15 protein-coding genes are annotated in these 14,389 nt (G+C 37.3%); 5 read left to right on the forward strand and 10 right to left on the reverse strand.

The window, feature by feature from the left end; all coding sequences use genetic code 11:
• The first annotated feature begins 202 nt into the window (after window positions 1-202).
• Window positions 203-367 carry a hypothetical protein gene (locus tag ACIQZD_RS16710; protein WP_402904649.1) on the forward strand — a complete coding sequence of 55 codons (165 nt, stop codon included), beginning with the start codon at window positions 203-205 and terminating at the stop codon, window positions 365-367.
• 212 nt (window positions 368-579) lie between these two features.
• Here the strand turns inward: ACIQZD_RS16710 and ACIQZD_RS16715 are convergent, their stop codons facing one another.
• Complete coding sequence (locus ACIQZD_RS16715; RefSeq protein WP_402904651.1) at window positions 580-2,772, reverse strand: DNA topoisomerase III; 2,193 nt, start codon at window positions 2,770-2,772, stop codon at window positions 580-582.
• Window positions 2,773-3,005: 233 nt separating this feature from the next.
• On the opposite strand from ACIQZD_RS16715, the gene ACIQZD_RS16720 reads away from it, so the two are divergent.
• Both ACIQZD_RS16720 and ACIQZD_RS16725 read left to right on the forward strand, forming a co-directional pair.
• Window positions 3,006-4,556, forward strand: coding sequence for an ABC-F family ATP-binding cassette domain-containing protein (locus ACIQZD_RS16720; RefSeq protein WP_402904652.1), 1,551 nt, complete (start codon window positions 3,006-3,008; stop codon window positions 4,554-4,556).
• Between the two features lie 54 nt (window positions 4,557-4,610).
• Window positions 4,611-4,769 (forward strand): hypothetical protein, encoded by a 159-nt coding sequence (locus ACIQZD_RS16725; protein ID WP_402904654.1) that lies wholly within the window; start codon window positions 4,611-4,613, stop codon window positions 4,767-4,769.
• A 151-nt stretch (window positions 4,770-4,920) separates the two neighbouring features.
• On the opposite strand, the gene ACIQZD_RS16730 is transcribed toward ACIQZD_RS16725, so the two are convergent.
• The 3 genes from ACIQZD_RS16730 to ACIQZD_RS16740 form a co-directional block, all read right to left on the reverse strand.
• Complete coding sequence (locus tag ACIQZD_RS16730) at window positions 4,921-6,330, reverse strand: hypothetical protein (protein ID WP_402904656.1); 1,410 nt, start codon at window positions 6,328-6,330, stop codon at window positions 4,921-4,923.
• On the reverse strand, window positions 6,327-7,016 hold the full coding sequence (locus ACIQZD_RS16735; protein WP_402904658.1) for an ATP-binding cassette domain-containing protein: 690 nt from the start codon (window positions 7,014-7,016) through the stop codon (window positions 6,327-6,329). The genes ACIQZD_RS16730 and ACIQZD_RS16735 overlap by 4 nt, the downstream gene beginning before the upstream one ends.
• A 102-nt stretch (window positions 7,017-7,118) precedes the next feature.
• Window positions 7,119-7,331, reverse strand: coding sequence for a hypothetical protein (locus ACIQZD_RS16740; protein ID WP_402904661.1), 213 nt, complete (start codon window positions 7,329-7,331; stop codon window positions 7,119-7,121).
• Window positions 7,332-7,668: 337 nt separating this feature from the next.
• Between ACIQZD_RS16740 and ACIQZD_RS16745 the strand changes: the two genes are divergently transcribed.
• The gene (locus ACIQZD_RS16745) at window positions 7,669-7,863 is read left to right on the forward strand and encodes a hypothetical protein (protein ID WP_402904663.1); all 195 of its coding nucleotides are present in this window, start codon (window positions 7,669-7,671) and stop codon (window positions 7,861-7,863) included.
• 445 nt (window positions 7,864-8,308) lie between these two features.
• Here ACIQZD_RS16745 and ACIQZD_RS16750 read toward each other — a convergent pair whose 3' ends face one another.
• The 4 genes from ACIQZD_RS16750 to ACIQZD_RS16765 all read right to left on the reverse strand — a co-directional run bounded on the left by ACIQZD_RS16750 (window position 8,309) and on the right by ACIQZD_RS16765 (window position 11,363).
• Complete coding sequence (locus ACIQZD_RS16750; RefSeq protein WP_402904665.1) at window positions 8,309-8,461, reverse strand: hypothetical protein; 153 nt, start codon at window positions 8,459-8,461, stop codon at window positions 8,309-8,311.
• A 149-nt stretch (window positions 8,462-8,610) separates the two neighbouring features.
• Complete coding sequence (locus ACIQZD_RS16755; protein ID WP_289327117.1) at window positions 8,611-9,327, reverse strand: LytR/AlgR family response regulator transcription factor; 717 nt, start codon at window positions 9,325-9,327, stop codon at window positions 8,611-8,613.
• 130 nt (window positions 9,328-9,457) lie between these two features.
• Complete coding sequence (locus ACIQZD_RS16760) at window positions 9,458-10,102, reverse strand: accessory gene regulator ArgB-like protein (protein WP_402904668.1); 645 nt, start codon at window positions 10,100-10,102, stop codon at window positions 9,458-9,460.
• A complete protein-coding gene (locus tag ACIQZD_RS16765; RefSeq protein WP_402904670.1) occupies window positions 10,083-11,363 on the reverse strand; it encodes a sensor histidine kinase in 1,281 nt (426 codons plus the stop codon). Before ACIQZD_RS16765 ends, ACIQZD_RS16760 begins: the two co-directional genes overlap by 20 nt.
• A gap of 212 nt (window positions 11,364-11,575) precedes the next feature.
• Here ACIQZD_RS16765 and ACIQZD_RS16770 point away from each other — a divergent pair, with 212 nt between their 5' ends.
• On the forward strand, window positions 11,576-11,785 hold the full coding sequence (locus ACIQZD_RS16770; protein ID WP_402904672.1) for a response regulator transcription factor: 210 nt from the start codon (window positions 11,576-11,578) through the stop codon (window positions 11,783-11,785).
• A gap of 143 nt (window positions 11,786-11,928) precedes the next feature.
• Here ACIQZD_RS16770 and ACIQZD_RS16775 read toward each other — a convergent pair whose 3' ends face one another.
• Together ACIQZD_RS16775 and ACIQZD_RS16780 are read right to left on the reverse strand one after the other, a co-directional pair.
• Complete coding sequence (locus tag ACIQZD_RS16775) at window positions 11,929-13,659, reverse strand: sensor histidine kinase (protein ID WP_402904674.1); 1,731 nt, start codon at window positions 13,657-13,659, stop codon at window positions 11,929-11,931.
• Window positions 13,656-14,363 (reverse strand): response regulator transcription factor, encoded by a 708-nt coding sequence (locus ACIQZD_RS16780; protein WP_402904676.1) that lies wholly within the window; start codon window positions 14,361-14,363, stop codon window positions 13,656-13,658. Before ACIQZD_RS16780 ends, ACIQZD_RS16775 begins: the two co-directional genes overlap by 4 nt.
• Between the last annotated feature and the right edge of the window lie 26 nt (window positions 14,364-14,389).

Genomic DNA, 14,389 nt, shown 5'->3' on the forward strand with positions numbered 1-14,389 from the left:
ATCCGGGTATATGAATACTGTAAGACATTCTCACCAAAGGAGATGATAGTGCATGATGAGTACAATCAGAAGCCAATGGAACAAAGAGAATGACGCAGCGGTGTTTAGTCCCGGTGATCAGCGTTAGAGTCAATTGAAGAGTTGGATGATAATCAAATATGGGAATTACTAGTCTTCTCATCCAAAGGAGGAGGATACGATCATGAGTATTTACAGCCTATGGAATCCAGAGAATGATGAAGCAGTTTTCAGTCCGGGTGATCAGAAGCCATTCAGTACGCTCATACGAGTAGATTCGGATAAACACACACACACTGACAAAACACTTGAATATGATTTACATGGCACCGTACTGAATGAAACTTAACAGATGCAGCGATATATGGAAAGGGATGGAGCGAGCGCTCCATCCCTTTCTGCCGTCTTTTTCTTTTATTCCAATTTCGCCACTTCAGCAAGCAGCAACCTTAGGAAAGACGGGTCTGCCGGCAAGGAACTTTGCCCAGACCTGTTCCATGCATATAACCCATAAAAAAGAGCCCTTTCACCAAGGAGCTAAAGGTGAAGGACTCTTTTCTTTTATTTATCGAATTTCAGTTTGGCCAAGGCATCCGCCAATGCAGTATTGATCGGCTCTTCCTTATTTTGCTTTTTCATATAATTGGATACTTCATTTTTGGATACTTTTTGATTCTTATTTTGCCCTCTTCGTTTATTGTAAGAAGAAAGTTTTTCGTGAAAACCGCATTTACAGGTGAATGTCTGTGCTTCTCCTTGACCGCGCATTTCCATCTTTTTATGACATTGCGGGCATCTGGCATTTGTTACACGTGAAACACTTTTTTTGTGGCCGCATTCACGATCTTGACAGACAAGCATTTTTCCCTTTTTACTATTCACTTCTAACATCAGCTTGCCGCATTCAGGACATTTCGTTCCTGACACGTTATCATGCTTGAATTTTCGGTCACTATTTTTGATTTCAAGGACGATATTTTTGGCATAAACGCGCATATCGCCGATGAAGGCTTGCTTTGGCAGCTTCCCTTTTGCTATCGCAGTTAACTTTTGCTCCCATTGGGCTGTCAAAGCTGGAGATCGCAAGTCTTCAGGTGCCAGTTGAAGAAGTTGTTTTCCTTTCGAGGTAACATGAAGGCCCTTTCCTCTCTTCTCGATTAGGAAACTATTGAACAGTTTTTCAATAACATCCGCACGTGTTGCAACAGTTCCAATCCCGCCAGTTTCACCAAGTGTCTTGATGAGCTCTTTGCTTTCCCCTGCCATGAAACGAGCAGGATTCTCCATTGCCGAAAGAAGCGACCCTTCATTGAATGGTTCCGGCGGTTTCGTTTCACCCTCTGATTGTTTCACAGTCGAAATGGTTAAACTGTCACCTTTTTGAACGTTCGGAAGCAGTTGCTCAGCAAGGCCATCCTTAACTTCTTCCTCATCAAATTGGTGATCATAGACTTCCTTCCATCCCGATTTCAGGACGACCTTCCCTTTTGCCATGAACGTTTCCTGCCCCATTTTTGCGGTGATGGTCGTTTGTTCATATTCAAAAGGCGGCATCAATACAGCTAGGAACCTTTTAACGACCAAATCATAGATTTTCGATTCTTTGTCGCTCAGTTTTCCCGGCAGTGGCGTTTGCTCAGTGGGGATGATTGCATGGTGATCGGAAACCTTGCTATCGTCCACGAACGATTTATTGGTTTTAATCGGGCTGCGCAGAATCCTAGATGCATACTGGGCATATGGTTTAATGCTTACAGCCTGTAATCTTTCTTTTAACGTATCAACCAAATCCGTTGATAAAAAGCGTGAATCCGTCCTTGGATAAGTCAAGACCTTATGGCTTTCATATAAGCGCTGCATGATCGATAACGTCTCTTTCGCCGAATAGCCGAATTTCTTATTGGCGTCCCGTTGAAGTTCTGTTAGATCATATAAAGAAGGGGCAAAACTTTTCTTATGTGCCTTGTTCACTTCAACCACTTCTGCACTTTTCCCCTTAACGGCTGCAAGAACCTTTTCTGCCTGGGTTTTATCGAATGTGCGGATATCTTTTGATTGGGCATCTTGCCAAATCAGGCGCAAATTGGATTCTGCAATTGCCGAAACGCCATAAAATTTCTTGGGCTGGAACTGTTTTATTTCTTCTTCTTTTTTTGCAATCATCGCAAGTGTCGGCGTTTGGACCCTCCCGCAGGATAACTGGGCATTGTGCTTCGTTGTTAGGGCACGTGTCGCATTCATCCCAACGATCCAGTCCGCTTCCGCCCTTGCTACAGCAGAGGCAAATAGGTTTTCATACTCCTTGCCATCCTTCAGATTTTTGAATCCATCTTTGATCGCTTTATCCGTTACAGAGGAAATCCAAAGCCGTTTGACCGGCTTCTTCACATTCGCTTTTTCGAGAATCCAGCGTGCAACAAGTTCCCCTTCACGGCCTGCATCCGTCGCAATGATGACATCCTTGACATCATTGCGATTCAATTGTGTTTTAACCGATTGAAATTGTTTGCCTGATTGCTTGATCACGACCAATTTCAAAGCAGGCGGCAGCATGGGCAGGTCCTCAAGGCGCCACGTTTTATATTTTTCATCATAAGATTCCGGATCTGCATGGGTGACCAAATGACCAAGTGCCCAAGTGACGATATACTGATCGCCTTCGAAAAAGCCATTACCCTTTTTCCCGCAATTCAGCACTTTTGCTATATCTCTGCCGACCGAAGGTTTCTCGGCCAGTACGACTGTTTTACTCATAATAACATCCTTTCGCTTTTAAACTGGTTCCTCCATTATCTCATATAATTTAAGACAGGGCGATAATGCACGGCATGGCATTGGATCCATTGGTTCACAATAAGGATTTCCCTTCGAGGGGCTCCCTGTACCCACATATATGTAAATTAATAGATTAGATAGCAATCCCGTGCAGATTTTAGTATGATGAAACTTAGGGATTTTTTCAAATTAATTGGGAGGTTCAATATAAAATGAGCTTACTTTCTATAGATAAATTAGCACACAGCTTTGGCGACCGTACCTTATTCAAGGATGTATCGTTCCGCCTGATGGCCGGTGAACATGTTGGGCTGGTCGGGGCGAATGGTGTCGGGAAGTCAACGATGATGAATATCATTACAGGACAACTCATCCATGATGAAGGCCGGGTCGAATGGACACCTGGTGTCGAATATGGCTATCTTGATCAACATACGATACTTTCTAAAGGTAAATCGATTCGCGACGTCTTAAGGGATGCATACTTACCTTTATTCGAGCAGGAAAAAGCACTGAATGAAGTTACAGAGAAAATGGGTACTGCCACTCCGGAGGAACTTGAAGAACTCTTGGAACAAATGGGTGAAATCCAGGACAAGCTGGAAGCCGGCGGCTTTTACAATCTGGATATTAAAATTGAAGAAGCGGCACGCGGTTTAGGGTTGGATGCAATCGGTTTGGACCGTGATGTCTCTGCCCTAAGCGGCGGACAACGGACAAAGGTTTTACTGGCCAAGCTACTTTTGGAACAGCCTGAAGTACTGCTCCTTGATGAACCGACGAACTACTTGGATGTAGAGCATATCCGCTGGCTGAGCAGCTACTTAAAGGAATATCCTAATGCATTTCTATTGATTTCGCATGACACTGAGTTCATGAACGGTGTCGTCGACGTCATTTTCCATCTTGAATTTTCTAAACTGACCCGTTACACGGCAACTTATGAAAAATTCCTTGAGCTGGCTGAATTGAATAAAAACCAACATATTAACGCATATGAAAAACAGCGCGAATTCATTAAAAAGCAGGAAGATTTCATTGCAAAAAATAAAGCACGCTATTCAACGACAGGCCGGGCAAAGAGCCGTCAAAAGCAATTGAATCGAATGGAGCGTATCGATCGTCCAGAAACTGCAATGAAACCTACCTTTGACTTTAAAGAGTCACGTGCGAGCAGCCGTTATGTCTTTGAAGGTGAAGATCTGGAAATCGGATATGACCGCCCATTGCTTCCCAAGTTATCCATGACCATCGAGCGGGGAGAAAAAATTGCCGTGGTCGGCTGTAACGGAGTTGGTAAATCCACTCTATTAAAAACGATTTTGGGTAAAATCGATCCTCTAGGCGGTAAAAGATCACTTGGAGATTTCCTTTTTTCTTCTTATTTTGAACAAGAAGTGAAAGCAGGCGATACGACGCCGATCGATGAAGTATGGAATGCATTTCCGCATCTGGACCAACCGCAGGTACGTGCGATTCTTGCCCGTGTCGGTTTGAAAAACGAGCACATTACACGTCCGATGAGCCATTTAAGCGGTGGAGAACAAGCAAAAGTGCGCCTATGTAAACTCATGCTTACCGAAAGCAATTGGCTGTTATTCGATGAACCGACGAACCATTTGGATGTCGTTGCAAAAGAAGAACTGAAACGTGCATTGAAAGAGTATAAAGGAACGATTGTCCTTGTATGCCATGAACCTGATTTCTATGAAGATTGGGTAACCAAAGTATGGGATGTAGAGGAATGGTCGGCACAAAATTAATTTTGGGGGGATGTCGCAGAACGCGGCATCCCCTTTTTATTCGGAAAGTCACGATTGCTGAAAAGCCAGAAGGTATTCTCTTTAAACTCAATTATGATTGAAGAAATCTTCATTTCGATCTTCATACCGGCATCCGTGCCGTATAACTGGATAGAAGAAATCCCGCAAGATGCTTGCTTTGATGAGGCTTGGCAGACAGTCGGCGGAAAGTAAGCGGATTTCCGAAAACAACTGGAACGTTTTAAAGAAAAAAACTGTAGGCAAACTCGCTTTCTTCGAATTTGTCTACAGTCTGAAGGTAAATTCTATTGAGTTTTTCCTTTTTCCTTCTGCATTGAGATTGGCCATTAGATTCCCCGTAACTTTATCCATTTCCATTATATTGGTAGTTAATCACCTTTTGTTTTTTCGGTTTTTCTCTATACCTCAGGAAGTAAAGGATCAGTGTCAATGTAACGGCTATAGTCATTTGAATTATAAAGATTGTTTTCATAATAAATAACGTTTCAATACTGATTCCAATAACCATATACGAAACGATCATCAAGGCCTTTATCTTCTTTTGAATTTCATACTTATAAAAGCAATCTATGATTAAGCTTAACATTAGAAAACAGTAGAAGGCCTTATAGCCATCAAGTATCAATAAAAAGGGAATGCCCTCTACCAATACTTTTAATAAAAGAAGAAGCGTGAACGTTACAATCAGAAAAAAACCATTCGTAATGTCTACGGCGATTCGTTCCATTTTTAATGAAATGGGTAATACATCAAGTCTAAGCTTTTGATGTAATTTGTATTCAATTTTGATATTTGTTAAATTTAGGAAGTTGACGAAAAATGCAATATAAATGGTATCCACGAAAAAGTTAGTATGCATATCTTCGATTTCCATAAATGGTAAATACATACTAATTAAATTAAAGACGATAACTGTAATATTAATCGTAATGAGTTTACTAATATAGTTAACATCTCTCAGTAGCCTGAAGAAATTGTACTTTATTAGACCATTTATAACTTTATTCCGTATGAGGATATTCACTACCCTTGTAGATATCCGGTTTGTGACGTGATTGAACTTCTGAGAATTTAGATTGGCACCTTTTTCTTTTATTAACCCACCGACAATGATTGGATAAGTGATAAACGTTATTACTAAAAACATACAGAGAATAAGCAAAATGGTTGTTATCGTGAAATCTAATTTGGATAATAAAGGCGAAAGTTTACTTGAATTAATATAAAATATTAAAACGATGAGAAGGGTAATGGCCGAAAAATACGGGAATCGAACCTGATACTTCTTAAACCAAAGGATAAAAAACTCAGAATATGTCCGAAGAAACTTCAATGAGAAAACAAAGAATAATAGCAATAGGATATTCAACGTTGATGCCCCGTAAAATAAAAGAAAAGAAACCACGATTGTAAGCTCTAGAACAATTTCTGCTGTTAGGTTCGATTTAATCAAATGATAAAAAAAGAGTTGGTTGGGCTTAATCGGAATGGTTTTGGAAAAGCTTATGATATAAGTGGTGCTTTCATATAAAGCCATAAACACAAAAAGCAATAACAACTCGATTACAGTGAGCACAATGATATAATAGTAGATTACCGTACTCGTATGTACATCAAAAAAAGACAAAAGGATAAAGAGCAAAGAAACCCAAAAAAGAGCTGTGAATAATAATTTTACAGCTTTTTGTTTTTGGTTTAGACTCTTTTCTTCGGTATAGATATTGTATAACTTGCTGTATGAATGAAAATTCATTCTACTACCCTCTCTGTCATTTCTTCATTTTTTTGACTATGAAGCTTTCCATTTTCCAATTGATATATGCGGTCGGAAATATCCCATGTATGGTCCATGATATGACTTGTGAATAAAGTTGCTTCTCCATTTGCTTTTCGTTTTAGGAAATATGCTTTCACCCAGTTAACAGCCTCATGGTCCAAGCCCTCGAAAATTTCGTCACATACCAATACCTTAGGATTATAAAGAATGCTACCGATCAATTGGATTTTTTTCTTTGTTCCGAAAGATAAAGAACTAAATGTGGAATCTAATTGATTTATGACATTCAATTCCTCCGCTAAGGATGTATATTTAGCAACAACTGATTCTTCTGGAAGGTTGTATATAGAAATTATAAGTTCAAAGAACTCTTTTCCGGTAACCTTCTCCAAATGCAGTTGATTATCAACCGAAACAAACGAAGTAACTGTTCTCAGGAAGTTATGATTATTATGATTTTTATTCAAAATATTAATTTCACCTGAATCATAATCCATGAAGTTCAATAAGCAGTTTAAGAAAACACTTTTCCCAATTCCGTTACTTCCTACTATCGCTACTATTGAATCATGTTCAATAGTTAAATTTAAATTGTCTAATACTTTCTTGGAACCAAAACTCTTATTTAGATGATGAACCTCTATACTATTAATCGCAATCACATCCAATTTAACTCATAGTATCTATATAGTACCAGAAATTACAGATAAAGTAATGACATTAGGATAAGTATTAGGTTTTGTTGCTTAAGTTAAATTAATAAATTAATCTATTAGTCCAGCAGCTCTTAATGCATCATAGATTGCATATAGTGCACTTGCGTTTGATGCTAACCATTTAGTGAAAGCCCAGTATCCAGCTTCCCATGCAGCTTTTGCTGCACTGTATACTGAGTATGCGCCAGCTTTGATTGCGTCCCATGCTCTAGATCCGTATTTTACGATTGCGTTATAAATTTTAATAGCGATACTTAACATTTTTAATCATCCACCTTTTGGTTTTTTTTAAAATTTCCTAATGTCATTTACGATATCTTGCTTTAATAATACAAAAGAAAAAAAGAAAAAAAAGGTAAAAAAGGCAATGTTTCGGAAACCCGAAAACCCTTTGCCACAGGTGGTTTCGTCTTTCCGCAAATCCTTTTACATTCATGGAATTCCTATGTAAATTATGGTAAAATTTCCTTTCATGGATTAGTAATTTCGTTGCTCCCGGATGGAGGAATGAGGTTTACATTTTTTAAACGCTATAATCAAGAGCAAAAATCCATGTTATACATAATCAGCTTTTAAACTTAGAAAAGGAGTTTTTATAGTGAAGAAACTGACCGTATTTTTCGAAATTATCTTTGTACTAAGTTTCGTTGGTTTAACCCTCCGGTTTTTTGGAGTTGAAAAGGCAGAAGATTGGGCCATCATCTTTTACATAACCGGTGGATCTAGTTTCTTAATCAGTTACTTGCTTCGACAATCAACAAAGAATAAAGATACCGTAAGTAGTGATAAATAAAGTGCCCAATTCCATTCCCACTTTATGAAAAGGCGTACTCCAACCGGAGCAGCGCTTTTTATTTTGTTTATATTTGTTATTTAACAGGATAGAAAAGGATAAATGGAATCCCTTCCTGCGGTTCATCGTACGGCTCCTCCATACTTATCTCCTTTTGTGGGGATCCCACTTTTAATTCCCGGCACGGAGAACACACCAATTCCCCTTACTAGGGTCTACAGGTAGTTAAATTAGATGTTGCCTTTGGAGACGAGTTTATCAAACTCCTTATCCTCCCTTTGGTCCGGTACAGGTGACAGATGCCAAATAGGTAAGGTAAAGGGTTCTTATCTAAAATTAGATAAGAACCCTTTTCCATTTCATCACTATCCATATGATCAATAGAATTACCGCAATACTAGCCCAAATTATTACTTGACCGTTTTTTTCAAATTAACACCTTCTTTTAACAAGCTGAATACCAGTTACTTGGTATATATGCATAGTAATTTTGGTAGAGTCCACATCCATTATCTTGTTTGGGATAATTAAAACTCTGCAGAGCTTCTTTGGCGTGGAACATGTCGGCAAAAGTTTGACTTGTTACTTGGCCAATCATCTCAAATTCCCCTACAGCACCCGCTATTACTGCAGTTCTTGGCAGTACTGGTTATTTAGGTACAAATATATCTTATGTTATTGAAGATGAATTAAAGATACGTAAAATGCCAAAGAAAGGGCATCCCTTCTTTGGCACTTAATAAAAAACTAGAAATGTCGTTCGATGAGATTTTTTAATGCCGTAAATTTGTGCCGGCTTAAGTTAATCTTGTGATTGCAGTGATGTAATTTCACATTATATGATTTCATATAATTGTCCGATTCTATGTATTCGATTTGGTCAATCGACACCAAATAGGATTGATGCGTTCGATAAAAATTACACTGATTAAGAATGTCTTCTAACTTATTTAAGCCTTCCGAGCATTCCACAGTCTCTGCATCTTTTAGGTGGATAAATGTTTTTCTCCCCTTTTTCTCTATATAGAGAATGTTGGCTGTATCGATTAAAGAGATTTTCCCATTCGCCTTTACGCCAATTCTTCTTATCTTTTTATGCGTATAACTAAGGCGGTCAAGCGTCTGCTTTAGTCTTACAATATTAATTGGCTTAGTTAAAAAATCTTCTGGGTAATATTTGTAACCCTGCAAAGCGAAGTCTTGATGGGCACTCATGAAAATAATCTTGATTTGGGGATGATTTTCTTTCAGATAATGGGCAATGTCAAATCCATTGGACACAGGCATATTAATATCTAATAATATTACGTCAATGGTCAGCCCCTGATCGATAGAATTAAACAATTCACTCACATCAGTTGTACTTAATATCAAATTCACATTTGGGAATTTAGTTACAAACCCCTTAATCTCGTTAAGGATTGGTTCCTGATCATCAATAACAGCAAGACGTATAAATCCCATCATGACTCCTAGTTTTCTTCATCTGGTAGCTCTGGTTCGTAGGAAAACCAGAAGCAACTACTCATCGAGGTGATGGAATTAAAAAATAACGATATCATTCCAATAGCAAAAGTTAGAAATTTCAACATAATCAATGTAACCCCTTTAAGGTAATTTTATATATAAAAGCATCTAAAATTAAGACGCTTTTCCCCAAAAAATCCGTTAAGGATAGTCCTTGGAAAATTAGAGCAGACCACACACAATACATTATGGTTTGAGGTAGAAAAACGCTCAATCCCGTGCATAGAATGAATGTGGTCACAGCCTTCATTTTCTGTTTTAAAATACTTTTTTGTGTGAAAAGGTGCTTTTTTTTATGTAATATAGGTGCTTTTTGAACAGTAATCAAAAAACTTATAAGTAAAAATAAGATAAATAGAATCTTATAGGATGAAAGAACGTCTGTATATTGTACGCAAACTAATGTCAGAAAAATAATTTGCAACGTGCTAAGAATAAGACATGAATAATACCCTTTGAAATGGGCACCTCCTGAAAACATTCGAAGGAGAGCCCCTGAAAGCAAGCCCATCATGGTTTCAGGTAAGATTCCTAATGGCCAAACAAGTAAACTGACCAAAATGATTTGATTCATCCCCGATATCATCCATTCAAGTCCATAGCGAATTTTATCTTTACTTTTTATGAGTTGCGGATTCTCAGAGACAACCAGGTTTGAGATGTTCGTTGCCAAAAGGTTCGGTAAGAAATGCTTAAACATATTGCCCTCCATGCGGTATTTTTACAATGAACGTAATCATGTCATCTATGACTTCTGGGTATATATGTCCTCCGTACTGCATGACAAGACTTTCAACAATGGCCAAACCCTGACCAGTGTTGCATGCATTAGTTTTAGTCGTAAAGCCTTGATCGAAGATACTACCAATATGTTCTAAAGTTCCATCCTCTATAAAGTTGCTTACTTCTAAAATATAATGGATATCGTTTCTTTGGATTTTCATGTTGATATATCTCTTTTCCTCTTCTAATTGATCGACAGCTTCAATAGCATTAAGGATTAAATTTCCGAATATCTTATTTGTTTCATAAACCTTACAAGGAAAGGCAGATAAATCATCTGCAATGTAGTAATACATGTTGATGCCTTTTTTGGCACCCTTCTCTTTGTAGGAAAGTAATAACCCCCCAACAGCTTCTGAAGCTATGGGTAATACATCGCTTACGTAGGATATTTCTTCTAGCACTGAGTTAATATAGTCTACTGAGTCATTGTATTTTCCACTGTTCAGCATTTGTTTCAGCGCTAATATATGATGAATAAAGTCGTGTCGCTGCGAACGCATTGTCGTGATATGTTTAGTAATGTCTTCTTCATATTGACCATCTAAGGAAACAGCCAGATCCTCAATTTTTTTTACCATATGATAACGAATTATATACAATAAAGAAATTGTAATTAAAACTAATACTATAGCTGATGTTATGCTTAAAAACTTTAACTGTTTGAATTCAAAAACGAAAATGTAAAACAAAAAAAGAAGGCCAAATAAGAATACTAAAACAGATAAAATAGTATCGTTTTTATTTTGTTTTTTCTTGACTGGTATGGGAATATAATAATTTGCTTTTCTCAAGATTACATAAAATATTACCATTATCACAAGGTGCGGAATGGCCCTTACTAAAGGTAAAGCACTCAAAGAATGTATATATGGGAATTCTTTAAAGAGCGTGAATCCGATAACCTCTGAGATTAACAATAAAAGACATCCAAGCAACACAGCTATAATTGATGCAAAACTATTCAGGTTTGTGACAAAAGTCAGTAGAAACCCAATCGCTAAAATCGTTACTAAAAGGTAAGTTATCGAAGGCAATGTTTCTTTTACCATTAACAGAATAATACTTCCATAAAAACTTACGATGCATATCGGGATCATTTTATCTTTTAAAGAAATTCCAATTAATCGATACCCCACAAGGATAATGACTAACGTTTCCAAAAACCCACCGAATATCGACAATAACACGACAAACTTCCTCCTCAACTTTACAAAAATACCATAAAAGGAGTAATTTTACATCTATTTTTAGGATAATTTATGCAAATATTTCAAATTAGGGCATTTTTTTTGTTAATTGGGATAAAATAAACATCGTTAAGACCCACTTGGACCTTTATGACCAAATCAACTAATAACTCTGGTAGTATTTGTTTAATAATTAATGGAGGAGTGTTATCGTGAAAAATGAAAAAGTGGGGTTTAATAGTGTAGAAAGTCGTATTATTCAGCTTATTGCCAGTGAGGTGCCAAATAAACAAATTGCACTAGAATTAAACTATTCGCAGAGGATGGTAGAGTACTATATTAGTAATATTTCCAAGAAACTTGAAGTGCATACACGAGTCGGCATTGTTGTGAAAGCATTTCAAAATAAAATTCTCCATTAAAAGAAATACTCCTTCTATGACGTTTCTTTTCTATTAGCCTGTAGAGAAAAATTGTCATTTCTCTCTACAAGCTTCTAAAAAAACATTTTACATAAGGTCTGTTCCTACTTGGATACCAAGTAACAGCAACATTTGGTGGTGTCCTATTTCAGGAAGATGAGCGTAATCTTTGTACCCTTATTTTCTTCAGATTCGACTTCGATCGTTCCATTATGGTATTCGACAAGTTGTTTTGTTATAGCAAGTCCTAGCCCTGTTCCATCAGTATCTTCTGATACAGATGTGCCACGATAATACCGATTAAATAAATTTTGCTTCGTATATTCGTCCATGCCTATTCCATTGTCCTGAACATGGATGCTGAAACAATCTTTCCCTTGTCTTACGATCACCCCAATTGAGGTTCCTTCAATATTGTATTTTGCTGCATTACTTAACAGGTTCACAATAATTCTCTTGAAATACTTCTTATCAATTGTATAGAAAATGGGGTCCTCTTCAACGTCGACGGTATAAAAGTGATGTTTTTCAACATTCGTTCTAAAAAATTGATTTACAACTTCCTTAGTAAAGTCATTAATATCAACCTCTTCTCTATACATCGGAAGCGCATTATTTTTTATGCGATAGGTTAAGTTAATGTCTTCTATGAGATCCGACATATAGGACGCATTCTGTTCAATCGATAAATAAAAGTCACGAACTTCATCCTCTGTCCAATTATAATCAGAGGAATTCAGCATCACTGCATATCCGTAGATAGTGCTTAGAGGAGTTTTCAAATCATGTGAAAGTCCCGAAATCCATTCTTCTCTCGTTTGTTGTATTTTTTTCTGCTGCAATTCACTTTCTTTAAGCATATTTGTCAGCTTTTTCAACGAATTTATGACCTCTTTAAAAGGTTTAAAAGACGATTTAAGATTTCCGTTCGTTTTCAGGCTGTATGCCAAACCCTTACGTTTCCCCATTGGTTCCTCATAGACACCTTTGGCTAACGATTGAAGCCAGTGAATGATATGGATAATCGGCTTTCCAAACTTCTGAGCATACCACCAAGAAATGATAAATAGAATAAGCAGCATGACAATGAGGGTGATAACCAGCCCTCTTAGTACTGTTTGATTAATATTAATTGAACTAAACATGTGTTCTTCATAGTTTTTATTGGGAGCTATTACGACATAAGATGTGTCTGACTCCTTATTATAGTAAGTGGCGATGTTCTCTGTTTTTTCCCAGTAGCTATCTTGAAAATCAACTATCTGAAATAAGGAAGGTTCTGCTAGATTTTCATTCGTTACATACTTTCTCATTAACTCACTCTGATCATCATAAATGTAAAGATTAGCCTTTTCCTTGGATAACACTTTTTTGATTCGTTCAGTCACCAACTGTTTTTCGCCTGATTTTCCCATCTGTTCTCCAACCAATCTGATGATTTCAACCAAAGTTCGCTTCGAACCGAAAACAGCAATGTATGACTGATTTTTTATATCAAGGGACCAAAACGTCCTTTCATTCGATTGGTTTGATGTCATTTCAATTATTTGTTGTTTTGAATAGACTGATGGAAGGCCCTTAGGTGTGTTCAGAGAAAACTGAACTTCACCTTTATCATCAATGATCTGGAGCCATCCATCCTGTTTAAGGATGCTTTCCTTGATATTCTCCTTTACGCTTACTTGCCCGTCATTTAGCTTTATGGATTGCTGCAGAAAATCACCTGGAGTTTTAGAAAAATCCTCCTTTGCATCTTGTTCAACAATGGAAAATGCTAGAATGAGAAGGCCAATTACTGAAAAGAAAATTAAGAAACTCAATGCCATGACAATTTGAACAATAAATTTAATTATCAGATGCTGTGTAACACTCATTTGACCGATTTGCTCACAAATTTATACCCAATGCCGCGAACTGTAATTAAAAGCTTGGGATTACTTGGATCTTGTTCGATTTTTTCCCTTAGTTTTCGCATATGTACAATAACCGTATTTTCATCTCCGTAGGAGTCTGCCCCCCACACCCTATCATAAAGCTGTTGTTTTGAAAAAATCTGATTGGGAGACTTGGCGAAGAAAGTCAGAAGCTGATAAAGCTGTGCCGACAAGTTTATTTCTTTTCCATTTACTTTTACAACAGCCTCATTGTATTTAATGAATAAAACGCCGTTATCAAATCTATCATTTACTTGTGACAAACTCAGGTTCTTTTTATTTCTTTTCAATTGAGCTTTTATTCGAGCAACTAGTTCTAATGGGTTAAACGGCTTCGTTATATAATCATCTGCCCCATATGCAAATCCTGATACTTTATCAAAGTCTGAACCTCTGGCAGTGAGGAAAAAAACCGGAACATCCGACCTTCTTCTAATGATGGAACAGATATCAAACCCTTCCATATCCGGAAGCATGACATCCAGCAAAATTAAATCATAGTCAGTTTGTTCAACTAAGTCGAGTGCATCTCTCCCAACATATGCAGCATCGACATTTGTAAAGCCCTCTTTTTTCAATAACACTTTGACCATCTTAACCAACGTCACTTCATCATCCACGATTAATATTCTTGATGCATGCACATTTATCACCCCTGATTAAAAATATA

The sequence above is a fragment of the Peribacillus sp. NPDC096447 genome (assembly GCF_044762725.1).
Taxonomy (GTDB): Bacteria; Bacillota; Bacilli; order Bacillales; family DSM-1321; genus Peribacillus.

What these genes read in the sequence shown, in the direction of transcription:
- ACIQZD_RS16710 (WP_402904649.1), top strand. Translation starts at nt 203, where the DNA reads ATGAGTATTTACAGCCTATGGAATCCAGAGAATGATGAAGCAGTTTTC.
- ACIQZD_RS16715 (WP_402904651.1), bottom strand. Translation starts at nt 2,772, where the DNA reads ATGAGTAAAACAGTCGTACTGGCCGAGAAACCTTCGGTCGGCAGAGAT.
- ACIQZD_RS16720 (WP_402904652.1), top strand. Translation starts at nt 3,006, where the DNA reads ATGAGCTTACTTTCTATAGATAAATTAGCACACAGCTTTGGCGACCGT.
- ACIQZD_RS16730 (WP_402904656.1), bottom strand. Translation starts at nt 6,330, where the DNA reads ATGAATTTTCATTCATACAGCAAGTTATACAATATCTATACCGAAGAA.
- ACIQZD_RS16740 (WP_402904661.1), bottom strand. Translation starts at nt 7,331, where the DNA reads ATGTTAAGTATCGCTATTAAAATTTATAACGCAATCGTAAAATACGGA.
- ACIQZD_RS16750 (WP_402904665.1), bottom strand. Translation starts at nt 8,461, where the DNA reads ATGATTGGCCAAGTAACAAGTCAAACTTTTGCCGACATGTTCCACGCC.
- ACIQZD_RS16755 (WP_289327117.1), bottom strand. Translation starts at nt 9,327, where the DNA reads ATGGGATTTATACGTCTTGCTGTTATTGATGATCAGGAACCAATCCTT.
- ACIQZD_RS16760 (WP_402904668.1), bottom strand. Translation starts at nt 10,102, where the DNA reads ATGGAGGGCAATATGTTTAAGCATTTCTTACCGAACCTTTTGGCAACG.
- ACIQZD_RS16775 (WP_402904674.1), bottom strand. Translation starts at nt 13,659, where the DNA reads ATGAGTGTTACACAGCATCTGATAATTAAATTTATTGTTCAAATTGTC.